Source organism: Pedobacter ginsengiterrae (assembly GCF_039537385.1).
Classification (GTDB): domain Bacteria; phylum Bacteroidota; class Bacteroidia; order Sphingobacteriales; family Sphingobacteriaceae; genus Pedobacter; species Pedobacter ginsengiterrae.
Window position 1 is genome coordinate 43718 of record NZ_BAABAK010000020.1, and the last position, 25395, is coordinate 69112.

The 25395-nt window shown below is 35.5% G+C and carries 23 protein-coding genes; 9 read left to right on the plus strand and 14 right to left on the minus strand.

The features are described from left to right. The first annotated feature begins 70 nt into the window (after positions 1-70). Together porV and ispF are read left to right on the plus strand one after the other, a co-directional pair. Positions 71-1258 (plus strand): type IX secretion system outer membrane channel protein PorV, encoded by a 1188-nt coding sequence (gene porV, locus ABD692_RS18820; RefSeq protein WP_316764363.1) that lies wholly within the window; start codon positions 71-73, stop codon positions 1256-1258. Between the two features lie 60 nt (positions 1259-1318). Continuing rightward, positions 1319-1798 (plus strand): 2-C-methyl-D-erythritol 2,4-cyclodiphosphate synthase, encoded by a 480-nt coding sequence (gene ispF, locus ABD692_RS18825; RefSeq protein ID WP_344769452.1) that lies wholly within the window; start codon positions 1319-1321, stop codon positions 1796-1798. A gap of 274 nt (positions 1799-2072) precedes the next feature. Here ispF and ABD692_RS18830 read toward each other — a convergent pair whose 3' ends face one another. The 10 genes from ABD692_RS18830 to ABD692_RS18875 form a co-directional block, all read right to left on the minus strand. Continuing rightward, positions 2073-5477: a trifunctional glycoside hydrolase family 18/polysaccharide deacetylase/glycosyltransferase family 2 protein gene (locus ABD692_RS18830; RefSeq protein ID WP_344769454.1), complete on the minus strand. Its 3405-nt coding sequence runs from the start codon at positions 5475-5477 to the stop codon at positions 2073-2075. Positions 5478-5696: 219 nt separating this feature from the next. Then, entirely contained in the window at positions 5697-6572 is an 876-nt protein-coding gene (locus ABD692_RS18835) for a pirin family protein (RefSeq protein WP_344769456.1), read from the minus strand. A 71-nt stretch (positions 6573-6643) separates the two neighbouring features. Beyond that, complete coding sequence (locus ABD692_RS18840) at positions 6644-7174, minus strand: YceI family protein (RefSeq protein ID WP_316764354.1); 531 nt, start codon at positions 7172-7174, stop codon at positions 6644-6646. A 200-nt stretch (positions 7175-7374) separates the two neighbouring features. Continuing rightward, positions 7375-7962, minus strand: a complete 588-nt coding sequence (locus ABD692_RS18845) for a Crp/Fnr family transcriptional regulator (RefSeq protein ID WP_344769459.1) — start codon at positions 7960-7962, stop codon at positions 7375-7377. Between the two features lie 11 nt (positions 7963-7973). Continuing rightward, a complete protein-coding gene (locus ABD692_RS18850) occupies positions 7974-8132 on the minus strand; it encodes a FeoB-associated Cys-rich membrane protein (RefSeq protein WP_230142220.1) in 159 nt (52 codons plus the stop codon). A gap of 104 nt (positions 8133-8236) precedes the next feature. Beyond that, positions 8237-9424, minus strand: a complete 1188-nt coding sequence (locus tag ABD692_RS18855) for a hypothetical protein (RefSeq protein ID WP_344769463.1) — start codon at positions 9422-9424, stop codon at positions 8237-8239. 140 nt (positions 9425-9564) lie between these two features. Next, a complete protein-coding gene (locus tag ABD692_RS18860) occupies positions 9565-10392 on the minus strand; it encodes a type 1 glutamine amidotransferase (RefSeq protein ID WP_344769465.1) in 828 nt (275 codons plus the stop codon). Between the two features lie 7 nt (positions 10393-10399). Continuing rightward, positions 10400-11500, minus strand: coding sequence for a carboxylate-amine ligase (locus ABD692_RS18865; RefSeq protein ID WP_316764338.1), 1101 nt, complete (start codon positions 11498-11500; stop codon positions 10400-10402). Positions 11501-11525: 25 nt separating this feature from the next. Next, positions 11526-12575: an ATP-grasp domain-containing protein gene (locus ABD692_RS18870; protein ID WP_344769467.1), complete on the minus strand. Its 1050-nt coding sequence runs from the start codon at positions 12573-12575 to the stop codon at positions 11526-11528. Between the two features lie 88 nt (positions 12576-12663). Next, a complete protein-coding gene (locus ABD692_RS18875) occupies positions 12664-13371 on the minus strand; it encodes an esterase family protein (protein ID WP_344769469.1) in 708 nt (235 codons plus the stop codon). A gap of 172 nt (positions 13372-13543) precedes the next feature. On the opposite strand from ABD692_RS18875, the gene ABD692_RS18880 reads away from it, so the two are divergent. After that, positions 13544-14353, plus strand: coding sequence for an alpha/beta hydrolase (locus ABD692_RS18880; protein WP_316764330.1), 810 nt, complete (start codon positions 13544-13546; stop codon positions 14351-14353). 6 nt (positions 14354-14359) lie between these two features. On the opposite strand, the gene ABD692_RS18885 is transcribed toward ABD692_RS18880, so the two are convergent. Then, entirely contained in the window at positions 14360-15034 is a 675-nt protein-coding gene (locus tag ABD692_RS18885; RefSeq protein ID WP_344769472.1) for a TIGR02117 family protein, read from the minus strand. Between the two features lie 135 nt (positions 15035-15169). Between ABD692_RS18885 and ABD692_RS18890 the strand changes: the two genes are divergently transcribed. Next, positions 15170-15625, plus strand: a complete 456-nt coding sequence (locus ABD692_RS18890; RefSeq protein ID WP_344769474.1) for a VOC family protein — start codon at positions 15170-15172, stop codon at positions 15623-15625. Here the strand turns inward: ABD692_RS18890 and ABD692_RS18895 are convergent, their stop codons facing one another. Continuing rightward, on the minus strand, positions 15626-17410 hold the full coding sequence (locus ABD692_RS18895; RefSeq protein ID WP_344769476.1) for a caspase family protein: 1785 nt from the start codon (positions 17408-17410) through the stop codon (positions 15626-15628). A 42-nt stretch (positions 17411-17452) separates the two neighbouring features. On the opposite strand from ABD692_RS18895, the gene ABD692_RS18900 reads away from it, so the two are divergent. Further along, positions 17453-18838, plus strand: a complete 1386-nt coding sequence (locus ABD692_RS18900; RefSeq protein WP_344769478.1) for a tetratricopeptide repeat protein — start codon at positions 17453-17455, stop codon at positions 18836-18838. A 16-nt stretch (positions 18839-18854) separates the two neighbouring features. Here ABD692_RS18900 and ABD692_RS18905 read toward each other — a convergent pair whose 3' ends face one another. Beyond that, on the minus strand, positions 18855-19061 hold the full coding sequence (locus tag ABD692_RS18905) for a hypothetical protein (protein ID WP_316764316.1): 207 nt from the start codon (positions 19059-19061) through the stop codon (positions 18855-18857). A gap of 157 nt (positions 19062-19218) precedes the next feature. Beyond that, on the minus strand, positions 19219-19578 hold the full coding sequence (locus ABD692_RS18910; RefSeq protein ID WP_344769481.1) for a DUF4180 domain-containing protein: 360 nt from the start codon (positions 19576-19578) through the stop codon (positions 19219-19221). A gap of 240 nt (positions 19579-19818) precedes the next feature. On the opposite strand from ABD692_RS18910, the gene typA reads away from it, so the two are divergent. The 4 genes from typA (at position 19819) to ABD692_RS18930 (ending at position 25331) form a co-directional block, all read left to right on the plus strand. After that, the gene (gene typA, locus ABD692_RS18915) at positions 19819-21615 is read left to right on the plus strand and encodes a translational GTPase TypA (protein ID WP_344769483.1); all 1797 of its coding nucleotides are present in this window, start codon (positions 19819-19821) and stop codon (positions 21613-21615) included. A gap of 446 nt (positions 21616-22061) precedes the next feature. Then, positions 22062-22979: a lysophospholipid acyltransferase family protein gene (locus ABD692_RS18920; protein WP_344769485.1), complete on the plus strand. Its 918-nt coding sequence runs from the start codon at positions 22062-22064 to the stop codon at positions 22977-22979. A gap of 45 nt (positions 22980-23024) precedes the next feature. Continuing rightward, a complete protein-coding gene (locus ABD692_RS18925; RefSeq protein WP_316764306.1) occupies positions 23025-24218 on the plus strand; it encodes a serine hydrolase domain-containing protein in 1194 nt (397 codons plus the stop codon). Positions 24219-24287: 69 nt separating this feature from the next. Continuing rightward, complete coding sequence (locus tag ABD692_RS18930) at positions 24288-25331, plus strand: hypothetical protein (protein ID WP_344769487.1); 1044 nt, start codon at positions 24288-24290, stop codon at positions 25329-25331. Positions 25332-25395: the final 64 nt, after the last annotated feature.

The following is a 25395-nucleotide window of genomic DNA, read 5'->3' on the forward strand; positions in this document are numbered from 1 at the left end:
TTTTACGTTTGATGAATATATTCTACAAAAATATTAACTTACCAAAAATCTTAAATACGTATCCCTAAGAATGAATCTCAAGTATATTAGTAAGCTTGCTTTTTCTGCTCTATCTGTAGCTTTGGTATTTGGTAAAGCAAATGCGCAGGTTACAATTGGAGGTACCCAAACAAATGGAAGCGAATCTAATAACATTGTAACAGCTGTACCGTTTTTACTAATTACGCCCGATGCAAGAGCAGGAGCAATGGGCGATGCAGGCGTAGCCATTGCTGGAGATGTAAACTCTGCTAGTATAAATCCTGCTAAGCTTGCTTTTTTAGATAAGCCTTATGGTTTTGCACTTTCTTACAGTCCGTGGTTAAAAAGCCTTGTTCCTGATATTAACCTGGCTTATTTAAGTGGTTTTTATAAACTTGATGATCGAAATACAATTGGCGCTTCGTTAAGGTATTTTTCTTTAGGCCAAATTCAATTAACCGATATTAACCAGCAAGATTTAGGTATTTCAAATCCTAATGAATTGGCTTTTGATGTTACTTTCGCACGTTCTTTTGGCAAAGAATTTTCTTTGGGAAGTTCGTTAAGGTATATTTATTCTAATTTGGCATCTGGTCAGTTTTCTTCCAGCGGAATAGTTCGTGGAGGTAATGCGGTAAGTATTGATATTGCAGGTTTATACAAAACCTCTACAACCATGTTTGGTAAAGATGCAATCTTATCGGCAGGTGCTAATATTTCGAATATCGGTACAAAAATGAGTTATTCTGATGGAGGACAAAGTTATTTTCTTCCAACCAATTTTAAACTCGGTGGTGCATCTACAATTGTTATAGATGATTTTAGTACATTCACTTTTGCTTTAGATTTAAATAAACTCCTAGTTCCAACCCAACCTATTTACGATTCAAATAACAATATTATAAGTGGAAAAGATCCGAATCGTTCAGTTCCTGCAGGCATATTTGGTTCGTTTACCGATGCTCCTGGTGGTTTTAGTGAAGAATTAAAAGAAGTTGGTATATCTACAGGATTTGAATATTGGTACAATCAGCAATTTGCTGTTCGTGGAGGGTATAATTACCAAAGTCCACAGAAAGGCGATAGCAGATACTTCACTTTAGGTGCAGGCTTAAAATACAACGTTTTTAATATCGACTTTGCTTATTTGATTGCAAATGCTCAGTCGAGTCCTTTGGCAAATACCTTACGTTTTAGCCTTTTATTTAACTTCGGCGATAAAAAGACATTTAAGTAAAACCGATTCAAATTATTTTGGCAATTTCGTGCCAGTAATTCTAAATAATATTTTTTTGATATGAAAATAAGGGTAGGCTTTGGGTTTGATGTGCACCAGTTAAAAGATAAACATCCTTTTGTAGTTGGCGGTGTAACGCTCGATCATCATAAAGGTGCTTTTGGGCATTCGGATGCAGATGTTTTATTGCATGCAATTTGCGATGCGCTTTTGGGTGCTGCTAATTTAAGGGATATTGGTTTTCATTTTAAAAATACAGATGATAGATGGAAAGGAATTAGCAGTATGATTTTGCTTAAAGAAACTGTTAAACTTTTAGCCGAAAAAAACTGGCAGGTTGGCAATATCGATGCGATGCTTTGCCTTGAGGCACCAAAAATTAATCCTCATATTTCTGCCATGCAAGAAAATATTGCCAATGCAATAGGAATTTCTACTGAAGACATTTCGATAAAGGCTACCACTAACGAAACCATGGGCTTTATTGGCCGAGAAGAAGGTGTGGTTGCTTATGCGGTTTGTTTAATAGAAAAGACTTAATAATATTTGAAGCGCATGGCCTGCGTATAAATTTACATTTCTTCCTCTTTTTCGCTTATACGCTTCGCTTCGTCATGCTTCCTCGCTGCAGGGTAACGCTGCAACGAGGGCTATAAAATTGTTTCAGCATTTCATTTTGGCGGTTTGCATGGCGCAAAACCATTGTTTATAAACCTGACAATAGCGGCGGCAGCCACGATTTTTTTTATCGTGGCTACAGCGAATGGCAGGACTATCGGCCGCCAAATGTAAACAACAATCGTTTCCAAATCCTTTAAGAAGCCGATTCTTTTACGTTTCCAGTTCTTTTTAGTGTTCCCCAGGTTTCCAATTCGCCTTTTATTGCCTTACGGAAAGAACGGAATAAAACCAGATACATAAGTTGCCTCCAGAAAAACCGCTGAGGAAATATGTATAACAGGTTTTTAAATTTTTCATTCTCCATTTTAAATGCAATTGCGGCAAAAATCATGTCGACTAAAATGAATATGATGTAATAGAAAAGTACTTGTCCGAAACCGTTATGAAGACTTAAAATTCCAGAAAAGCCAGTAAGTGTTAGGTTGTTTATGGCGCTAAGCGAAAATAAACCGCTAATTAACGATATAAGCATAAACAAATCGGCTAGTGGTGAAAATAGCGGAAGTATGATTTGATAAATGAGAATGTTAGGCATTCCAACCATTCCGAAATAGCCATACTTTCTGTTTAATAAAGTCTTGCGGTTTTTCCAAAAACTCTGCATAACTCCAAAACTCCAGCGGAAACGTTGTTTTAATAACATATTTACGGTTTCTGGTGCTTCGGTGTAAGCAATGGCGCTATCGCAGTTTTTTACTTTGTAACCAGCTTTTAAAATGCGCATGGTTAGGTCGCAATCTTCGGCAAGCGTATCGATTGTAAACGCCCCAACTTCTAACACAACATCTTTACGGAAAGCGCCAATAGCGCCTGGAACTACAGTGATGGTGTTAAGCAAGTCAAATGCTCTCCGATCCATATTCTGGGCGGTAATATATTCAATTGATTGCCATTTTGTAATGATGTTGTTTGCATTTCCGACCTTAACTGTGCCAGCTACAGCAGCAATTTTGGGGCTGTAGAAGTAACGCATCAGCTCGGTAACCGCATCTGTTTTTAATTGAGTATCTGCATCAATACAAATGATGTAATCGGCGCTGGCTTTTGTTATACCGTAATTTAATGCAGATGCTTTCCCTCCGTTTTCTTTTCTAAATACCTTAACCTGCGGATGGTTTGCAAAGGCTTCGTTAATAATTTCGAAGGTTTTATCTTTCGAACCATCATCTACAAAAATTAATTCAAAATTTGGATAGGTGGTTTTTAATAAACTATTTATTGTATGAACGGCAGTTATTTCTTCATTATAAGCGGGAATAATTATACTAACCTTTTCTGTAGGGTTTTTTAATCTTTTATAAGCATTTTTTCTTGATCTTTTTCGCTGTCTGATCGCTAAATAGGCAATAAAAATTGTTCTTAATATGGCCAGAACAATTGCAACGCTAAAGATTACATTCAAAATCATATTTCCATAATAGAAGAAATTAATAAAGAAATAATTTCCAGAACCTAAGAAACCGCTATTTGCACTTGATTTTACAGCGGGCATTAATTCTGACCTTTTTTTGCCCATTAAGTCGCCTACTGTAGTAAAAGTGTAGCCTTTTTGCTTAAAGTATTTGATAATTCTAGGCAATGCAGCAACTGTAGCTTCGCGATTCCCTCCTGCATCATGCAATAGCAAGATATTTCCGTTGTCTTGTTGCTTTACTACTTCGTTAAAAATCTGATCGGCTGTTTTGCCTGGTTCCCAATCTTCTGGATCGATTAACTCACCTATGTTTATATAATTTTCTTTACGACTTTGCGCAACAGGTAAAATTTCTGAAGTGTTTTGTGGCTCGGCATCGGCATTAAATGGTGCACGAAATAATATCGTACTATGGCCTGTAACGGCTTCAATTAAACGACGAGTAGCATTTAATTCGAATTTAACACGGCGGGGTCCAATAGCCGACATATCTGGATGAAAGAAAGTGTGATTGCCAATCTCGTAACCGTCATCATACTCCTGCTTTAACAATTCCATGTTTTTTTCGGCCATGATACCCACAACAAAGAAACAGGCGGGTACATTTTCCTTTTTAAGAATACTTAGAACTTGGGGCGTATAAACTGGATCAGGGCCGTCATCGAAAGTTAAAACTATTTTTTTATCGGCTTCTCCAAATCGCTTAATTACATATTGCGTTGGTAAGCGGGTATAAACTTGGTTTTTAATCGTAAAATCATCCGTATTCAGGGTAAACTGAACTGCTCCAGGGTTTGGTGTAGATATTAAATCAAGAATTTCACCATCGCCGATGTACGCAATGCCACCCATTGTTAAGGTCGATATTTTTCGCAAATCAACTGGGTGTTTCTTTAAAGAATCTAAACTTAAATCGTGAGAGATGAATTGCCATAAGCGTTTATCTTCAGCACCTAATCGCCATAAAGCAATACCAGCAACTCCCCAATCATCGGCTTTGCGAATTAAATTAAAATTGGTTGCAGCATCTGTAAAGTAAACTTTGTGATTGATACCACTGCCGTCTTTATAGCTAAAATTTAAATTTGCAGAAGCTGGATCGTAATTAATTTTGCTTTTGTAATTTACGGCAGTGGTCATTGCGGTTTCGTAAGTAACGGGTGTTCCAACACTTTTATCGGGCCAATCGTAACCATAGCAGGCTAATGCCAAAATTACTTTACTCGCATCCATTTTGCCGCAAATGTCATCCAGTTTTTCTTCCACCCACTCCTGATGCGAGATGTCGCCTGCATTACTATCTTCCGAATGCTGATCGTAAGCCATTAAAACGATGTAATCGTTATAATGCTGCAAAACTTCTGGACTATAATCGTCGTTCTCTGGAGAGATATCCTGCGAAACAATTAGTTTTTCTGCGTGAAACTGCGTGTAAAGATTTTTCATGAAGGCATTAAATCCATCACGATTTTCCAGGTTAAGTTCTTCAAAATCTATGTTTATACCTTTGTAGCGGTATTTTTTGGTAATTTCTATTAAATTGTAAATCAGCTTTTGCTGAGCTGGCATATCATTTAATAATCTTTTAACGGCGGGACCGTCCCAATGATCTTTGTTGAAATTGGAAACGACTGCAATTGCCGATTTTCTTCCTTCGTGAATTACACGAAGTGCTGCCGTGTCCGCTTTATCTACAATCGAATCTCCATTTAAGAAAAAGGATTCAGTAGCAACCATATCCAAATGGCCTATGTTTCTTTTTAAATCGGGTAATGATTTGCCAACAGTTCCAGCCCAGCTTACATAGAAAGCCATGTTAATTCGTTTTTCATTACCATGACGGGTTAAAATTCTAAGCTCACGATCTTTTTTAATCTTTTGCAGTTTAGATTTTTCGATCTTAAAATCTTTGTATTGCTGAGATTTTTTTAATTTTTCTAATTGTTTTTCTGTTAGCGGCCCATTGGTATTTATGAATGGTAAACTTGGGTATTGAACAGAAGAGAGGGTAAAGGCAACACAAATTATGGCGCCAATAAAAACTAAGAAAAATGAGCGGCTTACCCAGGTAAAGGTATTCCAGCGGCGTTTGTTCTCAGTTTGAAATATTTGTTTTCCGGACATTTTTTTCAGGTCTGATTTAAGTAACAAATATGATGAAGGAATATGAAGATTGTATGAAAAAATCTAGGGGTAATAGCTTAATATCCTTAATATTGCAAGTTTGCTCTCTATAGAAAAAGGGAGTATAATTTTTTTGAGCGGGTTTAAATCCAAATTACGAAAAAAGCCGCTATATTTTATTAAAACATAGCGGCTAAAAATATAAACTATAAACCTGTTTTATTCTTCTAAATACCCGAATTTACCTTGGTTATAATCTGAAATGGCTTGGTCTATTTCGGCCTCTGTATTCATTAAAAATGGGCCGTATTGAAAAATAGGTTCATCGATAGGTTGACCACTTAAAATTAAAATCACACTGTTTTCTAATGCTTCAAGGCTAACTTCTTCACCCTCTTTTTTGAAATGGATAAAGCTATCAACCTGGGCAAGTTCTGTCCCATTTATTTTAACAGAGCCTTCAACGATCATAAAGCCCGTGTTAAAATTTGAAGCAAAATTAAAACTGGCTTTCCCACCTTTATTTATCCTTGCATTGTATAACTCTATTGGTGTAAATGTACTCGCATTGCCAGTAATGCCTTGATAACTACCTGCAATTATTTCAATATTGCCACCATTATCTGGTAAAATAAATTTCGCCATATCAGCTTGTTTAACGGCTTGATATTTGGGTTTGCTCATTTTATCTTTGGCAGGCAAATTAATCCAAAGCTGAACCATTTGAAACGGACCACCTGTTAAACTATATGCCTCTTCATGGTATTCTTTATGCAAAATTCCACTTGCAGCTGTCATCCATTGTACGTCGCCTGGGAATATAATGCCACTGTTGCCCGAACTATCGTGATGCGCTACAGCGCCATGATAAGCAATTGTTACCGTTTCAAAGCCACGATGAGGATGAACACCAACGCCACGCGGCTCTTTCCGTGCTGAAAATTCGATTTTTGAACCATAATCCATGAGGAAGAACGGATTCATATCGATTTCATAACCGCTTGGGAAAAAATTATGTACTCTGAAGCCATCGCCGACCATATGAGGTGCTGGTGCTTTTAATACATTTGCTACTTCTTTTGTTTTTGTTTCCATTATTGGAACCCTTTCCTATAATTTAGCATTTTGCGATAAACCATAAAATGCTTACCGCAAAACGCCATTATTTAAGCTTGTTTTACAAACTGCAACTCGCCCAATAAACGAACTTCTTCGCTAACCATTACACCACCAGTTTCTAATGCTGCATTCCAGGTTAAACCAAAATCAGAGCGATTAATTTTTCCGCTTAAAGTGAAACCTGCCTTAGTATTTCCCCATGGATCGGTTGCAATACCACCAAACTCAGCTGTTAATTTTACTGGTTTAGTTTCGCCTTTAATGGTTAAATCACCTTTAACAATATAATCGCTGCCATCTTTTTCTACCGATGTAGATTTAAATTCGATGTGTGCAAATTTTTCAGCGTCAAAGAAATCGCCACTTTTTAAGTGATTGTCACGATCTGTATTTCCAGTATCAATTGATGCAATATCTCCTTTGAAAGCAATGTCTGAATTTTCAAATTCATCGCCTTCAGATGTTAATTCAGCCGAAAACGATTTTAAACTACCTGTTACAGTAGTAATCATCAAGTGTTTTACTTTAAATTGTAATTCGCTGTGGGTTGGATCTAATGTCCATTTAGTAGTTGCCATATGTTTTGTTTTTGATATGTTTAATATTTACATAACAAAAGTACGGCGAGAAGTTTTTAGAAAAATTGATGTATGATAAGTAATCACAGGATTTTCGAGATTAATTTGATTTTCAGGATTATAAGACATAATTCGAAGCTTTTAAATCATTTTAAAACAATAGAAGCAATTATGAAAATCTTTAATTCAACAAATCCTGTTTAGGGGCGGAAATGTTTATTTGCCAGTTCTTTTCTCACTCGGCTTAAAGACTCTGGCGTTATGCCTAAGTAAGAAGCAATCATCCACTGAGGCACGCGTAAAGTAAGGTTAGGGTAAAGCTTGATGAAGTCTAGGTATCTTTCTTCGGCTGTTGCGCTTAAAAGCATATTAATTCTTTTCTGCATAAAGCGGATAGAATTATTTAGTAATTTTGCATGCATAGGTTGTAAACATGGAACCTGAATGGCGGCTTGTTCCATAAAATTATTTGGCATTACGATTACTTCCGTAGTTTCAATTGCATCAATAAAAAATATTGATGGTTCATTATTCATGTTATTTCTATCAGAAACTAACCAGTTTTCGGGAGCAAATTGGAGAATATGCTCTTTACCCTTCGAATCGATGGAATATGCCCGAAGTAATCCTTTACAAACAAAAAAGCCATGTTTATTAAGATCTCCAGTATATTGTACAATTTCGTTTTTATCGAATTTTTTAACTTTTAAAACAGAAGAAATGCTGTCGAATTGTTCATCAGTTATTTCTATTTTTTCTTTGAGATAGCTTTTAAACTGATCAATCATAAAAACAGCAATTATTTTTTTACAGGTTTAATATCAGAAAAATCTACACCACATTTGCAATTGCCGCCACACCCATCTTTTTTAACCTGAAGAGATTTAAAAACCAAACGGCCAACATATACCAATGCTACCGCAAAAAGTAAAAAGACTAATATCGTTTGAATATTCATAATACAAATATAAACAGCTTTTGCGGTTGTGGTTTCAGTTAAATGTAAAAAGGTTATGAGCTTGTAGAATGGATGTATTGTTCGACAAGCGCATAATGATAATATTAATCTTCCATAAAGCCAACAGTTCCGCCAACCCAATCAAAATCCGCGTTGTAACGTACACCAATCATTTTTCCTCTACTTAGTCGTGCTAAATTAATGCAAAGCTGAGGTTCTCCATTATCAGGCCATAAATACATCATTCTGATCTCTGCTTTCACACCACCATCGAGTGCCTCTACAACAGGTTCATAGGTAACTTTCCTTTGTAGAATCCAGTTTTCAGGGTCTTTAATGTTGATAATATCATTTTTAGTTACGTCTATAATAACGCCCATTCCAGCAAAAGAGAATAGTGGCTTTAGTACATAATTTTCTAAATCAGCAGGAATACTTTCTATTTGGTTTAGAAAACGGGTTTCTGGTACAAACTCACTATTTAAAAAAGGCATAGTATATTTACTTATTCTGTAGAACCAATTCGGATGAGTTACCCATTCTACATCGAGCTCTTCTCGTGGGTCGAAACTGTTTTTAAATATTTCTGTATTATCGGCAACCTCATCAAATATTAATCGGTTATAAATTCGTTTTAATTGAATTTGTTTACCATTTTCCTCATAAAATAACTGATTACCAATTTTCTTGATGTCTTCCAATGCCAGTATTTTAATGCCGAGCATTTTTTGTGTTACAAAAAAATCGATAGCTGTTTTTTGGTTTGGTGCATCAACATCCATTAAGGCTACTTCGCTTGGTTGATGATTGCCAAGTATTACATCTTTAAGGAGTTGGATATATTGTTTTTCATCGAAATCATTTAGAAAGTGATTAACTGAATTATCGATTTCAAAAACTTGCCTGAAGGAATTTGCTAAGTGCGACTGAAAGCCATATAGTGAAGGGAAGCCCTGCATTTCAATTAACATTGGTGTTAATTCTCCGGCTTCATTTTTACATATACCGAAATCGAAAGTTAAGAAATGTGGCTGTTCGTTTTCGTTTGGAACATTCCAGTTTTTGGGGATTGAATTTTTTGTTAATTCCTTGAAATCGGGTTGCTTAATTAAGCTTATAATTTCTTCGCCTGCTGCAATTAGCTTTGCCTTTAAAGCTTTTGGAATAAATATAGGTGTTTCGGCTACGCGGAAAGGTATCTCACAGTAACCATCTTGCAGTTTTTCTAAGAAATTTTTATATTTCTCTTCAGTAAATTGTTGATTATATTTTTGACGTTTTGCAGGTATCATAATGTTATTCTTTTAGTAATAGCGTAATTGCAAGACACGAAGTAATCTTAATGCTCTGAGTTGATTAGCGAGTGTTTAAAGATTACTTCGTGCCTTGAAATTACGACCGCCGAAAAATAAATAAAATTGATTTTCCAGCTTTAGGCCTCTTGCAAATTTCCTATTGCTTTATTTAAAAAATTAGGAAGGATAACACTTTGCGTTAACACAATTCTGGCTGGATCATCTAAACTATTCAGCATATCTAAATATTTTTGTTCCCCATGTAAATCGGTAATGGCTTTCTTTTTCTCGTCTTGAAGTAAGTACATTTTCATCCCAACTGGATCTGCCTCTGGGTGAAATTGAGTACCTATTATTTCGTCAGTAAAGCGGATTGACATCATGCAGCGTTCCAAATCAACATGTTTTCTTTCTTTCTCAATAGCGAGCAATTTTGCTCCTTTTTTATCGAAAGCATTAAAATCTGGTTCTATAACCTGCCAATCTCTACTATCAACCGAGAAAAATGGATTTGTAATGCCGCTAAAAATCTCATCTTTTTCGCCATCTTCCGTTAAGGTTATTGGGAAAATACCAAAGGCATTTGATCGTCTTTCGGTAACATTTCCTAATTCATATTTACGGCAAGCCAGCTGAAAAGAATGACAGATTAGAAAAGCATATTTCTTCTGTTCATCATTCGATGCATTAAAAGATTCTATTTGATCTAAAAGATTAAAAAAATCATTTTCCCATTTTTCGCCTTTGCTTTCAATCGGGCTTCCTGGCCCCCCGCTTGAAATATATGCATCGTAGCTAATATCGGGTATTTCTCCATTTTGCCTTAAATCGAAAACATCGAAAGAAAGGTTTATGTCATTTTCAATTTTAAATCGGGATAAAATTTCCTTAATTCCCCGCATACCCTGATTAGGTGCGCCGTTATTCATATCAATAACGGCGACCTTTAAGTCTCTTTTATCCATTGTAAAATTACTTTGCGCCTATAAGTGTTTGAGTAGTAATATAATCTACTACCGACTCAAAGTTACCAGTTTGTTCGTAAACGGCCAACTGTCTGTCTGCACCAGTACCATGTTCAAGTATTTTGTGAACATAATTCAAATCGTTTCTGCAGCCTAAATCATCTACAACATCATCAACAAAGTCGAGTAATTCTAAAACTAAATTCCGACAATTTACTTCCATTTCTTTGCCGAAATCGATTAAGTTGCCGTCAATTCCGTAACGGGCAGCACGCCATTTGTTTTCATTAATTAATGCTCTCGAGTAACTGATAAACTCCATATTTTGCAAACGAAGTTTGTACAGTTTGGCACATAAAGCCTGAAATAAAGCTGTAAACGCCATGGTTTCGTCGATTAACATCGGACAATCGCAAATGCGGAATTCAACAGTGTCGAAAAACGGATGTACTCTGATATCCCACCAAATTTTCTTTGCATTATCCATGCAATTGGTTTTGATCAGCAGTTTTACATAATTATCATAATCTTCAATACTGTTAAAAATGTCAGGAATTCCAGTCCGTGGAAATTTATCAAAGACTTTTGTTCTGAAGGATTTGTAACCTGTATTTCTCGCTTCCCAAAAAGGAGAATTGGTTGATAAAGCAAATACGTGTGGCAAGAAATACCTTACCTGGTTTGCAATGTGAATGGCTAATTCGCGTGATTGAAAACCAACGTGAACGTGTAAGCCAAAAATTAAATTCGAACGTGCAGCTTCCTGCAGTTCGTTTACAATTTCATTATAACGGGGATGTTCTGTAATTAATTGTTTTTCCCAATGCGAAAATGGGTGCGTGCCAGCGGCACCAATACGTAAGCCTTGTTCACCAGCTAGTTGCGATACTGTATATCGAAGCTGCGAAATTTCTTTTCGTGCTTCTTCAGTTGTTCTGCAAATACCAGTTCCAACTTCTACAACGGCTTGGTGCATTTCTGCCTTTACCTGGTCTTTATGTATTTTTTGTGCAGCTTCAACAATTTTTTGGTCATGCGAGGTAAGTTCCCTGGTAACGGGATCAACTACCATGTACTCTTCCTCTATTCCAAGCGTAAATTCATTCATCCTAGTGCTCATTAATCAAAATCCCTTATTTTTTAGCTGCGGTTTTCTTTGGTTTTGCTGGTGCTTTTTCTGTAGCTGGTTTTGCAGTTTTTGGCGCTGCAGCTTTTGGTTGGGTTTTGGCAATTAATGGTTTACCGCCTACCGAAGATTTTATGTATTCGCCCCATGTTAAATTATCCTGACCATCTTTTTGCGCTTTAGCTCTTTCGATAGCATAGTTTGCTGTAGTTTCAACAACCCAGTCAAAATTCTCTTGTCCTACACTTTTAATATCGGCATCGGGAGCAGGGTTACAGAAATCGATAGCGATAGGCACTCCATCGCGAACAGCAAATTCTACAGTATTAAAATCGTAGCCTAAATAATTACACAATTTCAGTGTGTATTCCTCAACCGTTTTTAGCAATTTTGGGTCTGGACTTTTGCCATCAACTGCATAACGTAAATGATGCGGATTGCGTGGATCGTATTGCATAATACGAACATGTTTGCCGCCAATGCAGTAACATCTAAAATACTGGTCAAAAATAATTTCTTCTTGTAAAAGCATCACCAATTGTTCAGTTCCGCTGTGTTTATCAAAGAAATCTTCTTTATCATGAAGTTTATAAACGTCTCTCCATCCACCTCCGTCATAAGGTTTCATATAAGCTGGAAAACCTGTGTATTCAAAAATAGCATCCCAATCTAAAGGCATAGCCAAGTTTGAGAAAGATTCTCCGGTTGTTCCTGTTGGATGTTGTCTTGATGGAATTAAAGCAGTTTTAGGTACCGGAACTCCAATTTGTTCTGCCAAAGCATTGTTGAAAAACTTTTCATCGGCACTCCACCAAAATGGATTGTTGATTACCGCAGTTCCAGTAATTGCAGCATTTTTTAGCGATGCTCTGTAGAAAGGTACATCTTGAGAAATACGGTCGATAATTACCGAATATCCAAGCGGAGCATTTTGAAATATTTTGTCGATTTTAACAGCTTCGGCAGTAATGCCTTTTTCTGCTTTCTGATTGATTCTTTCGATTACGGCTTCAGGAAAAGAGCGTTCCTGTCCAAATAAAATCCCTATTTTCTTCATTGGTACTATTTTAGTTTAATTGTTTAACTGCTTAACGGGTTAATTGTTTGAAAACCAAAGCGGTTAATTTATTTAGTGTTTTCTTTTTTTAAAGCTGAGCAATGTAGTTCGGAAACATTTCTCTCCATATTGGCCAGTCGTGATCTGCATTTTGTCTAATATCCAGCCAATGATTGATTCCTTTCTGAGTTAAGATTTTCGATAAATTTTCGTTGTCAGGTCTGCACATATCTCGATCTGTAGTGCCTAAAACAATTTTCATGTAATGCAATTCTGGATTACTGTTGTTCATAAGATTATCAACTGGATTGTTGAAGTAAACATCATCATTATAAAATCCATCCAATTGGCCAGTGATATCAAAGGCACCGCTCATGCTAAACATATGACTAACGAGCCATGGATGTCGAAATGCAAAATTTGCAGCATGATAGCCTCCAAAACTACAACCAGCGGTTATAATTTTGCTTTGGCCTGTTTCATGTCTGGCTAAAGGCACTACTTCCTCCAGAAGATACTTATCATACCAGATATGATTTTTTACTCTGTCTGCGGGATGTATGCTTTTGTTGTACCAACTTAACTTGTCAATACCATCAGGACAATAAACCTTAATCTTACCTTCATTAATGAAACCCTCTACAGAGTCTATTAATTTAAAGTCTTTGTTTTCGAAATATCGCCCCATACTCGTTGGGAACAGCAGGATAGGGATGCCGCTGTGACCAAAGATGAGCATGTCGATTTCAGCACTCAAGTTTGGACTGTACCACTTTTTATGTTCTTCTTTAACCATATAGAAAATTGAATGATTTAAGTTATAAATTAAAATCTGTAAAAAGAATATTTCGTAGATGAAATGATACACAAAGTGTAAAAGTTAAGCTTTGATAATTAATAGTTTATCAAGATTTGTAACTTTGTGCCGAATTCTGGCGATTTGCCAAGTGTTAGGGGATTTGAAGCATATGTACACTACAATTTTATCAGTAAAAGTTAATACCATTAATTTTAAAATTCCTTCCGCTAACTTAAAGCGTGAGGTTGAAATAGATATATACGTACCTGAAGGTATTTTAGGCAACGAAAAAATAGAACTTCTTTTATTAAATGATGGTCAGGATGTGGCCAAAATGGATTTTTCAAAAATTTTAGAAGAAGCTCATCACAATAAAAGAAATCATAGATTAATTGTTGTGGCAATAAAAGCTTCGACAGAAAGGTTAATGGAATATGGAGTAGCAGGCGTGCCCGATTTTAAAGGGCGTGGAGCTAAAGCCCGTTTGTACAATGATTTTGTTATAAAAGAACTTTTGCCTTTTGTTAAAAAGAAAATTGCGATGCCGATTACAGGGAAGGTTGCTTTTGCAGGTTTTTCTTTAGGTGGCTTATCGGCATTTGATATTGCCTGGAATAATCCATCTGTTTTTGATGCAATTGGTGTTTTTTCAGGCGCATTTTGGTGGCGTAAAAAAGATTTGATTGATGGTTATACTGATGCAGATCGAATTATGCACGCGTTAATAGACACTACTTCAACAAAGCCAGACATGAAGTTTTGGTTAATGACAGGAACTGAAGATGAGAAAGCCGATCGTAATAAAAATATGATTATCGATTCGATTGATGATACGATTGATGTTGTGAAATCATTATTAAAAAAGGGATATAAACGACCTGAAAACATTTTCTACTTTGAAAAAGTTGGGGGTAAACACGATGTTGCAACCTGGGAAAACGTAATGCCAGCTTTTTTAACCTGGGCTTTTGAGATTTAAAATCAATTAATTGTATTTCTGAAAAATTGCAGAGTCAAAAATGGTCCAATAACAACATTTTTGATTACAGCTTTTAAGCGCACTATTACTCCAGGTATTACAAGTTTTAAATAAGCTATAGCTTCCAATAGCTTCATAAAAGGCATCTGCATTGTCGTAATTCAGTTTTGTTTTTATGTTTATAAAATGATGTTCAGCATCGGTTTTAAAACTAGCTGAAATGTATTTCACAAGTTTAGCATATTGCTCGGTGCTAATCATGATTTTTACACATTCTTTATTTTCCTGCACATATTTATAATAAGTTGTATGCATGGCAGATTTGCTGAGGCCTAAAATCGCATTTAAACCAGTACTTAGTTTTAAATCTGAAAAGGTTGGTGTTTCGAGATAAAATTTTCGATCTCCCCAACCAAATGCCAGATATTCTGAACTTGTATCAGCAGACTTTGTATCCGAAAACTTTATTTCTTTTCTCCAATCCATTTGTTCATTATTCGCTGGTACCACAATATCAGTATGAATTCCATTTGTCATAATGTAAATGGCCACTTCCGGTTTTTGCTTAACATTCTTGTTTAGCGAAATATGTGATAAGCAAAAAGCCGTTAGAAAATATAAGGCTACGAAAGATAAAAAAGCCAGAAAAATTATCTTCAAATACTTTAAAATTTTTCTCATCAACCTAATTCTTAGCTTTCATTGATTAATACCTTTTATCAGCAATGGTAACCTTTAGTGCATTATCAATTTTATTGATGGCCACATCGAAAAACGTGATTTTTGTAAGCTAACCCGATTACCTACCTTCATTTTATGATAACGGGATTATTTGAAACGCATTTATATGTAGAGGATTTAGAAAAATCGGTAGATTTCTATAAAAATGTTTTAGGATTGAAACAGTGTGGCTATAATGCTGAACGTAAAATTGCATTTTTCTGGATTGGCAAACCAAAAGAAGCAATGCTTGGATTGTGGGAAAAGCCTAAAGCGGAAATAGATATCCGGCATTTTGCTTTTCGTTCTGATCTGGACGATGTATTGAACAAGTCGGTTGATTTTCTCAAATCGAAAAACTTGAAGCCATATAATTTTTTAAAAGATGATTCGGACAAGCCCATGGTTTTTGCATGGATGCCAGCTTTAGCCATCTATTTTAATGATCCTGATGGGCATATACTTGAATTTATTGCCATTATAGATGGCGAAGCAAGACCAGAACTTGGCGTAATTCCATACGAAGAATGGCTTGCTCAAAAAACTCCGTAATCATTTTCGGGGGTAAGTATTAATCCAATGTGTTGTTTTACTCCTAACTAATGCATAGGTTGTTTCTTTAATAGCGCTCAATAAGTTGATGGTTTCCGCATTATTTAAGGTTAGGGTATTTGAATACGTACTGTATGATGAAAATTTAAAAGCATCGTAGCCAATATAGTTTACTGGCATCCTATAGTTGAAAACAAAATAAGACTTTTTATTTTTAGAGTCAATTGCATAATTAAGGTACAATACTCGGTCTGCTTCATTAGGTGTATCAACAAGCTTTACAGATTGTTCTTTCCCTAGTGATTTCTTTATTTTTGCGGATAAATCGGCTGGAATAGGGAGAAAAATACAAAAAGGGCGATTCATAGCTTTTTGTAAAGCTTGTTTACCTTCGCCAGTTATATTCAACGAAAATAGAAATGATGGGCTGGAATCATCCCGCTTCCAGTTATTATAGTCTTGATAGCTGTTTAGTTTGCTGAGTGGAAGCACTTCTGTGTTGAAAGCCTTAATGTAGTCTGGAGTTTTTAGCTTGCTCGCATTTATGTATATTTTTAAATATGGCTTAGATGTTCTGTAAGGATCTGTTAAAATGAAACGTTCACCAGTTTTTACAACTACACCAGTTTTGAGTTTTGCTAAGGCGCTATCTGCATATATTCTCGTGATTGTAATTTGAGTACTATTATTTGTGAGCACATTTCCAATTGCGATTCCTTTATTATAACCAGCATTTATAACGATATTTCCTCCTTTAGTACCGACACTATTTGCAGTTATTGGTGCAGCAAGTTTTGTTTCTACAGGAAGGCCAATTAAATTGGTTGTATTACGGCTTGGGTCTAATTGAAATTCTGGAGATTGGGTGTATAGTTGGATTTTGGAGACCTGATTATTTATATTGTCAATAATCTTTGATAGCGGAATATCAATTTTGTTTTGCTCATAGATACCTAGAAGTGCTTTTGTGAAAGCACCGTGTGGAACACCAGATTCATCCCATGTTTCTGCTGCCTTGTAATAGGATTGGCTTGCTGCAAGTGTGGCAAATTTAGAATTAGGCGTTTCTGCAGGGCGTGCAATTTTTTCGGCATCGTTTAGTGTTAAATCGGCATTCATATCAAATTTTACATCGCTAGTGGTTACTATGTCCATATTCATTACTTTTTTTGCAAGTGTGTCACTCTCAGATGCAGGGGCAAAATAATTCGGATCGTCAGAATATGGGGTGTCGTATGGTAAGACGAGTGTGGCAGCCATTCCGCCACTAAAACAACAATCGAATATACTGGTTAGGATAACTTTTTTTTCAACAAACTTGTTGAAGATTTTTTTAAGCGTATTGTCTTTAACTAAACATCCATAATTTTTAGCAAACAGGTTACTCATAATCAAGGATTGATTATATCCCTTTTTTATTGGGTCGCCGTTTAAGAATGAATTGTTGATAAACGCTCCATGCCCGCTGTAATAAAAAACGACTACATCGCCAGCTTTACTTTTTGCAATGGTTTCATTCAAGGCGTTAATTAGGTTTTCTTGTGTGGCATTTTGGTTGGTTAGGAGATTAATGTTTTTCGATTCGAATTCAAAGCGATTCATCAAAAGCGATTTCATGCTCATCGCGTCATTAACACACCCTTTTAGGGAATACACACTTTTTTGGGCTGTCGTTTCATAATAATCGTTAATTCCAACAATAACCGCGTACTTATTTTGCGCTTTTAATTTCACCGTTGATAGTATAAAAAGGGTAAATAAGATTATTGTAGGGAATTTGCACATGAGGTCGCTTTTTTTACTAAATTTAACATTAAAATCCTTATAATGAAACATATAGCGCTCACATTTGCATTGCTGTTTTTGGTATTTACTGCAAGTGCTCAAAAAAGAGTAATAGATAGTTTAAAAAGAGAGCTATCATTCAAAAAGGCAGATTCTAGCAAAGCCATTGCTTTGTACACACTTAGTTATTATTATCTTGACTATAAACCTGACTCAGCTATGCTTTTGGCTAGACAATCTTATGATTTATCTAAAAAGAATAAATTTTTGAGAGGTGAATCTTGGGCATTGAATAGTATTGCAAGTGCTTTTCATGCGCTTCATAACTATCCGAAAGCAATCGAGTATTATATAGAACAAATTAAGGTAGAGGAAAAACGAGAAGTCCCTGAAAATATTGGTAATGCTTATTTAAGTATTGCATTAGTATATAGTAGCGAGAAGGAGGTTGGTAAAGCGCTATATTATGCGCTTAGAGCCGATTCCATAGCAAAAGCCAACAAGCTTCCTGAATTAAAGCTGTTTTCTAAACTAAATATTGGCGATATTTATGAGAAAGCTAATCAACTAAGTTCGGCTATGGTTTATACGCACCAAGCCTATGAACTTTCAATCCTTCAGAAAAAAGATCAACTCACAGGTATAGCGTTAAATAATCTTGGTAATATTTATAACAAACGAGCTGATTATATTAAAGCTTCATCATATTATGAACAATGTATTCCTTTTTTGCAGGCTGCGGAAGATTTTAATAACCTGTCAGAATGTTACATCGGGCTAGCTAGAACGAAGAAAGAAACCGGTAAAATAGATTCTGCAATCTGGTATGCAAAATTGGCTTATGATATTGCAACTAAGAACGAATTTCTAGCGAAGGCTGTTGATGCAAGTGTTTTATTGGTCAAGCTTTACAAAAATAGGGCTAACATTGATAGTGCTTTCGCTTATCAGGAAATTATGGTCAATTTAACGGATTCGATTGATAGTAAGGAGAGAGCAAAACAGGTACAGAGTATGACGATTGCCGAAGATACTCGTCAGAAAGAGATTTCGGAAGCAAAAGAAAAAGAAGTTGAAGAGCGAAAGCAAAAATTACAATTACTGGCAATAGGTGTTTTTATTCCCATCTTCTTTTTCATTAGTGTTTTTTTAAGCAGAAAAAAAGTAAACAAAAAAATAATCGAATTCTCTGGAATACTTTCTTTATTAATGCTTTTTGAGTACTTAACCTTATTTATTCACCCCTTCGTTGCAGAGAAATCTCACCATTCACCATTCATTGAAATTGTAGTTTTTGTAATCATTGCTTCCTTGCTTACTCCTGCCCATCATAAAATAGAGCATTGGTTAATTGATAAGCTTTCGAAAATGAGAGCGCATCATTTACAGATGAGGCAAAAATATGATAATGATAAGTTGGATAAATAAATAAAATATCTGCAAATTAGTTTTTAGGTGTCGGAACCTTTGTTCCTTTCATGCCCGTGTCAACAACAGCGGTGTCTTTAGGTGCCGCCATAGTATCAACCATAGTGGTATCAACTTTTGCAGAGTCTGCTGATTCTACCTTTTTTTCGCTGTTACAGCTTTGCAATGATAATGTGGTTAATGCAATTAAAAATGCGCCTGTAGTGATGATTGTTTTTTTCATAATTAATTTAGAATTAAAGTTTATTAAAGATATATCTTTGTGTTGATATTCAGTGTATTACATTAATTATTTATGAAATATATTAACTGCTACAAGTTGGATATTTATTACTTTTCGAAGGTGTAACAGTAAATTTGCCATAACCATTGGCGAAGAATTAAATTTTAAGCTTTTCCAAAGCAATAGTTGTGCTTGGCAGAAAATTAACCAGTTTGCCATTATTACTTTCGTAAATAAAATCGCCTATGCTTTTTCCTGTGCAGGCTTCGAACTCTCCAACAATTACTAAGCGAATTCGATAATTAGAAAATTTCTGAAGCATCTCTCCTGCTAGTCCGCTTTTTAAATCGAAAAAAATTGGTGTAATATTTTGCTCATGAATAATGATGGAGTCAAAACCTTGGTAGTATAAATTGCCTAGCAAGTCCAAACCATCTTCTGCATTTTTAATGATGATCTCATTTGAAATTACCTCGGCAATTTTTATACTATTTATTTGGTGTTCTTTAATCTCCATAAAGCTTATTTCTTTTTTGCTACGAAGCTAAAATTAAGAATATTTTTTAGGCGATCTAATTATTGAAGTTTCTTTGACAAAAAAACCTCTACCTGATAAAGGAATGTAGATTTTACTTAAGGTGTATTTCTAATTAAAAATGAGATAATTACAACATTATCATAGCATTAAATAGTGAGCTATATAGTAGAAAATCCATTTTTAAACACTATCTTTGCGCCAAATTTATAGGCGCATTTTATGCAAAAGATTAGAAATATAGCTATTATAGCACACGTTGACCACGGTAAAACCACATTGGTTGATAAAATTTTACACTCTTGTTCTGTTTTTCGTGATAACGAACAAAAAGGAGAGTTGATATTGGATAACAACGATTTAGAGCGTGAACGTGGTATCACTATCGTATCTAAAAATGTATCTGTTCAATATAAAGATGTAAAAATTAACATCATTGATACTCCTGGTCACGCGGATTTCGGCGGTGAGGTAGAGCGTGTATTAAAAATGGCTGATGGTGTACTTTTACTTTGCGATGCTTTTGAAGGTGCAATGCCTCAAACGCGTTTCGTAACGCAAAAAGCTTTGGCATTGGGTTTAAAACCAATTGTGGTTGTAAACAAAGTGGATAAAGAAAACTGTCGCCCAGAAGAGGTTTACGAACAAATTTTCGAATTGTTCTTTAACCTTGAGGCAACTGAAGATCAATTGGATTTCCCAGTAATTTACGGTTCATCTAAACAAGGATGGATGAGTACTGATTGGCAAAAACCAACTACAGATATTTTCGCATTGTTAGATGCGGTTGTGGCTAACATCCCACCTGCACCAATTAATGATGGTACTTTACAAATGCAAATTACTTCGTTAGATTATTCTTCTTTCGTAGGTCGTATTGCAATCGGTCGTGTTCACCGTGGTTCAATTAAAGAAAACCAACCAGTTACTTTGATTAAACGCGATGGCAAAATCGTTAAAACAAGAGTAAAAGAACTTTATACTTTCGAAGGTTTAGGAAAAATCCGTACTCAAGAAGTAAGTTCGGGCGATATTTGTGCAGTTGTAGGTATTGATGGTTTTGATATTGGTGATACAATCGCTGATTTCGAAGCACCAGAACAATTACCAGTAATCAGCATTGATGAGCCAACAATGAACATGTTGTTCACCATTAATAACTCACCTTTCTTTGGTAAAGAAGGTAAATTGGTTACTTCTCAACGTATCAAAGATCGTTTGATGAAGGAAATGGAGAAAAACTTAGCGTTGAAAGTTGTTGAAACTCAAGGTGCAGATTCATGGTTAGTATACGGTCGTGGTATTCTCCATTTATCAGTATTAATCGAAACGATGCGTCGTGAGGGTTACGAGTTACAAGTTGGTCAGCCACAGGTTATCGTTAAAGAAATCGATGGTAAAAAACATGAGCCAATTGAAACTTTAATCGTAGATGTACCAGGTGATGTTGCTGGTAAGGTAATCGAATTGGTAACTCAACGTAAAGGTGAGTTGTTAATTATGGAGCCAAAAGGCGATTTACAACACTTAGAATTTGAAATTCCATCTCGTGGTATCATCGGTTTACGTAACAACGTATTAACTGCTACTGCTGGTGAGGCGATTATGGCTCACCGTTTCAAAGCTTACGAGCCTTGGAAAGGTGTAATCCCTGGTCGTTTAAATGGTGTTTTAATCTCTATGGATAAAGGTATGACTACTGCTTATTCAATTGATAAATTACAGGATAGAGGTCGTTTCTTTGTAGATCCAGGAGTTGATATTTACGAAGGTCAGATTTTGGGAGAGCACATTCGCGATAACGATTTAGTAATTAACATTGTTAAAGGAAAAGCATTAACCAACATGCGTGCTTCTGGTACAGATGATAATGCTCGTATTGCTCCAGCAATTAAATTCTCGTTAGAAGAAGCAATGGAATACATCCAAGCTGATGAATACATCGAGGTTACGCCGCAAAGCATGCGTTTACGTAAAATTTTCTTAACAGAACAACAACGTAAAAATAACGGTAGATAGTTCGCTTAAACGTTATAAATATAATTTAAAGCCTCGATTTAATCGGGGCTTTTTTGTTTTATACTTTAACCGTATGAGGCATTCAAGAACATCTAAAGTAAAAAGGTTTTTATTATATTCTGATCCGATTAGGTGATTAAACATTAGAAAAGCATGTTCCATCACTTTTTTAATTGTCAGTCCTTCTTTCCGCTAAATCTTTTTGACTGCCCTTTCAAAGGCCCCGAAATAACAGTCAAAAAGGATATCACTTCAATAAGGTTTAAAGAACTTAGTTTTGTACTAATAACAAAGTTGATCCATTCAAAATGTAAAAATTAATCATTTGATTGATTTTTAGTCATGCTAAAATCAAAACAACTATTCGGAATAAAAATCTAACACTTCCATGGCACGGTATTATATTTTTGAACGTTAATTTTGCAGTAATACCAAACTAGTCAATCATGATACAAAAAGCAATTTCCTGGTTGGGGATATTTTTTCTATCTACATTATCCCTTCTGCCTTTATTTATTCTTTATTTACTGGCCGATGTTTTTTATGTCGTAATTTATCATGGTTTTGGATACCGTAGAAAGGTTGTCAGAGAAAATCTGATGAATGCCTTTCCAGAAAAATCATTATCAGAAATCGATACGATTGAAAAAAAATACTACAAATTTCTTGCTTCATTAATTTTCGAAGTAATTAAAATGAAGAGTATTTCCAAAAAAGAACTTCAAAAACGGGTTAAGTTTAAAAATGTTGATTTAGTAGAAGCATACCTGAAAAATAATGAAAGTGTACTTTTCTGTTCGTCGCACTATGGCAATTACGAATGGGTTTGTATGGCAATTGGAATGGCATTTCCGGGTGAGCACTACCCAATTTATAAACCACTAAGCAACGAAATTTTCGATAATTGGTTTTTTAACATGAGAAGCAGGTTTGGTAATCGAATGGTTGCTATGCGCCAAACTTTAAGAGCCATACAGGCAAGTAAAGGAACGCCAAATATGTTCACATTTGGTAGCGACCAGGCACCATCTAAAGATGAATCTAATTATTGGACTACCTTTTTGAATCAAGAAACTTCTGTTCAATTGGGAATAGAAAAGATTGCTAAGAAAACCAATCGTCCAGTTTTTTATCTCAAAATAAATTATTTAAAACGCGGTTATTTCGAGGTAGATTGTGTGCCAATTTGTTTGCATCCAAAAGAAACAGCCGAATTCGAAATTACCGAAATGCATACCCGTTTTCTTGAGGAAATGATAAAAGCTGAGCCTGCTTATTGGTTATGGAGCCATAGACGATGGAAATATAAACCAGAGCAAAAAACTTCAACATCTACCTCTAATAATGAGCAAATAACTGCTTAGCAGCCTTCATCTTGAAACTGTATATTTGCTGCATTAATTATCTTAATGAAAGCTTTTAAAAAAACGCTTGGCTATTTATTTCTGCTTATTGTAGTAGGTTTTGCGGGTTTATTAGTATGGCATCCTTATTTGCTGCGGGTTTTACAATACCGTACGCCAAATGCCGAAACCTATAAAATTTTCCCACAAGGTATTGTGCATAAAAGTGATTCTGCTTTCCATTTTTATCGTGCCAGTAAAATGCGAAATGACCTAGATTCATTAAAGGTTTTAGATGGAAATAATCAATTGATTACTTTTGCCGATTATTTTAAGAATGGAAAACTATATGCTTTTCTGGTTATTAGAAATGATAGCATTCTTTATGAAAAATATAGTAAAGGTTATAGCGATAACACGCTTACAACAATATTTTCTGGTGCTAAAAGTATGATTTCTGTTATGATTGGTCAGGCTTTGGCCGAAGGTAAAATTCGAAGCCTAAACGATAAAGTAACTCAATACATTCCCGAATTAAAAACCAATTCTGCGTTCGATCACATTACTTTAAAAAATCTTTTAGAGATGAAATCTGGTCTCGAATTTCAGGATGCTTTGGGTGGAATTGTAAAAGCTTTTTTATCTGATGAGGCCAAGTATTATTACACCTACGATATGAAAGCCGAACTTATGAAAGTGAAGCTCGTAAATAAACCAGGTACGGTTTGGGTTTATAAAAGCATCGACCCGATATTGTTAGGCTGGGTGTTGGAGAAAGCAACTGGCAAATCGGTAACCAAATTTTTTGAAGATAACGTATGGCGAAAAATAGGTACAGAATATGCTGCAAGCTGGGGTTTAGATCATAAAAATGGATTAACTAACACTGCGAGCAGATTTCAGGTTACGGCAATAGATTTCGCAAAAGTTGGAAGGCTATATTTGAATAAAGGCAATTTTTATGGTAAGCAAATTGTGCCAAAAAATTGGGTAAGCCAATCGGTTAATATTGGTGGCGAAAAACCTGCATCAGCTAAAGGCTGGCAAAAATCGGCGCATCATTATTTATGGTGGATTCCGCAGGAAGGTGATAATGGCGATTTTGCTGCAGAAGGTATGCTGGGACAAAGACTTTATGTGGATCCGAAAACGAATACCATTATTGTTCAGTTTGCAGAGCACGGCGCAGGAAATTATCCTTACAGAAAAATTAGTCGATACCTGGCTGGAATGCCATTTAGTTACACGACTAATAAGTAAGCATAGAGCACGCAAGATTCTTACTGTAAACTTTGTGGTAAAAAAATTAAAATGCTACATTGCTAATCCATGGAAAACGAAGACGTAAAAATTCTGAAAAAGAAACCTATTTTTCCAGTTACACCCGCTTTACAAAAGTACCTTCGGCTTTATCAACGTGAAGCAAAATTGCCGATAACTTACAACGATTTAATGCAGTTTAACGAAGCTTTTCCATTGATGGATAAGTTTGGCAAAGATTCGCTTTGGGAAGGGCCAATTTACGCTCAGGATTTAATTGAAACCCTGCACAGCGGACTAAAAGAAATTTACGCAAACCTTAAAGCTTCGGGTAATCTTCGTATTGTTGAGCATAAATACATCGATAAAATCGAATATTGTACGTTTGGAAACACACATCCTTTTAGAATAAGAATTGTAAATCGATTGAATGATGTTTACGATTATTTTTACATCAAAAAAGCAGATGCATCTCGTATTTATGGCTTAGAAATGGAAGAAATTTTATCTCCAAATCAGGTTAATTATTTGGTAGATGGAGATACTTTAGTGGAAGAACATATCGCTGGAATTCCTGGCGATGTTTTTACGAAAGGACACTTATACACCCCAGAATTCAATCCGACACGTATTGCAAAAGAGTTTGTAAAGTTTAACGAGCGCTGCTTAATTATGCTTTTGGGCGATATGCGAGCATATAATTTTGTGGTACAAATTACCCCCGATTTTGATGATATTCAATTCCGTATTCGGGCAATAGATTTCGATCAGCAGTTTTACGAAGGCAATTTGAAAGTTTATTTGCCTCAATTTTTTAAAGAGAGCCTGCCTTATGTTAAAATGAGTATGGAGCAACTAACTGATAAAACTGTACTTCAATACCAACAAGAAGAAAGGTCATCTATTGTTCATCGGGTGAGAAGTGAACGCCACCGTTTAACTGATTTGCGAGATGTATCAAACAAAGAAGAACTAACAACACCAGAAAATATCGCTATGTTAAAAGATTCTATGGCTGCATATTTTAAAGACCCAAATTATCTGCGCTGTAAAACAATGACTGATATTATCGAACTGAACATTAAAAATATTATCAGACAGGTTAAGCTATAAATAAAACGGCTGGTTTAAATAAACCAACCGCTTTTGAGTAATTTAGAGAGAGCGTTCAAAACGT

Bases quoted from the DNA above. Each gene is read 5' to 3' on its own strand.
- ABD692_RS18830 (WP_344769454.1), bottom strand. From the start codon at position 5,477: ATGTCCGGAAAACAAATATTTCAAACTGAGAACAAACGCCGCTGGAAT.
- ABD692_RS18875 (WP_344769469.1), bottom strand. From the start codon at position 13,371: ATGGTTAAAGAAGAACATAAAAAGTGGTACAGTCCAAACTTGAGTGCT.
- ABD692_RS18920 (WP_344769485.1), top strand. From the start codon at position 22,062: ATGATACAAAAAGCAATTTCCTGGTTGGGGATATTTTTTCTATCTACA.
- ABD692_RS18840 (WP_316764354.1), bottom strand. From the start codon at position 7,174: ATGGCAACTACTAAATGGACATTAGATCCAACCCACAGCGAATTACAA.
- ABD692_RS18890 (WP_344769474.1), top strand. From the start codon at position 15,170: ATGATAACGGGATTATTTGAAACGCATTTATATGTAGAGGATTTAGAA.
- ABD692_RS18880 (WP_316764330.1), top strand. From the start codon at position 13,544: ATGTACACTACAATTTTATCAGTAAAAGTTAATACCATTAATTTTAAA.
- ABD692_RS18930 (WP_344769487.1), top strand. From the start codon at position 24,288: ATGGAAAACGAAGACGTAAAAATTCTGAAAAAGAAACCTATTTTTCCA.
- ABD692_RS18860 (WP_344769465.1), bottom strand. From the start codon at position 10,392: ATGGATAAAAGAGACTTAAAGGTCGCCGTTATTGATATGAATAACGGC.
- ABD692_RS18905 (WP_316764316.1), bottom strand. From the start codon at position 19,061: ATGAAAAAAACAATCATCACTACAGGCGCATTTTTAATTGCATTAACC.
- ispF (WP_344769452.1), top strand. From the start codon at position 1,319: ATGAAAATAAGGGTAGGCTTTGGGTTTGATGTGCACCAGTTAAAAGAT.
- ABD692_RS18870 (WP_344769467.1), bottom strand. From the start codon at position 12,575: ATGAAGAAAATAGGGATTTTATTTGGACAGGAACGCTCTTTTCCTGAA.
- ABD692_RS18885 (WP_344769472.1), bottom strand. From the start codon at position 15,034: ATGAGAAAAATTTTAAAGTATTTGAAGATAATTTTTCTGGCTTTTTTA.
- ABD692_RS18865 (WP_316764338.1), bottom strand. From the start codon at position 11,500: ATGAATGAATTTACGCTTGGAATAGAGGAAGAGTACATGGTAGTTGAT.
- ABD692_RS18855 (WP_344769463.1), bottom strand. From the start codon at position 9,424: ATGATACCTGCAAAACGTCAAAAATATAATCAACAATTTACTGAAGAG.
- porV (WP_316764363.1), top strand. From the start codon at position 71: ATGAATCTCAAGTATATTAGTAAGCTTGCTTTTTCTGCTCTATCTGTA.
- ABD692_RS18925 (WP_316764306.1), top strand. From the start codon at position 23,025: ATGAAAGCTTTTAAAAAAACGCTTGGCTATTTATTTCTGCTTATTGTA.
- ABD692_RS18845 (WP_344769459.1), bottom strand. From the start codon at position 7,962: ATGATTGATCAGTTTAAAAGCTATCTCAAAGAAAAAATAGAAATAACT.
- typA (WP_344769483.1), top strand. From the start codon at position 19,819: ATGCAAAAGATTAGAAATATAGCTATTATAGCACACGTTGACCACGGT.
- ABD692_RS18900 (WP_344769478.1), top strand. From the start codon at position 17,453: ATGAAACATATAGCGCTCACATTTGCATTGCTGTTTTTGGTATTTACT.
- ABD692_RS18910 (WP_344769481.1), bottom strand. From the start codon at position 19,578: ATGGAGATTAAAGAACACCAAATAAATAGTATAAAAATTGCCGAGGTA.
- ABD692_RS18895 (WP_344769476.1), bottom strand. From the start codon at position 17,410: ATGTGCAAATTCCCTACAATAATCTTATTTACCCTTTTTATACTATCA.
- ABD692_RS18850 (WP_230142220.1), bottom strand. From the start codon at position 8,132: ATGAATATTCAAACGATATTAGTCTTTTTACTTTTTGCGGTAGCATTG.
- ABD692_RS18835 (WP_344769456.1), bottom strand. From the start codon at position 6,572: ATGGAAACAAAAACAAAAGAAGTAGCAAATGTATTAAAAGCACCAGCA.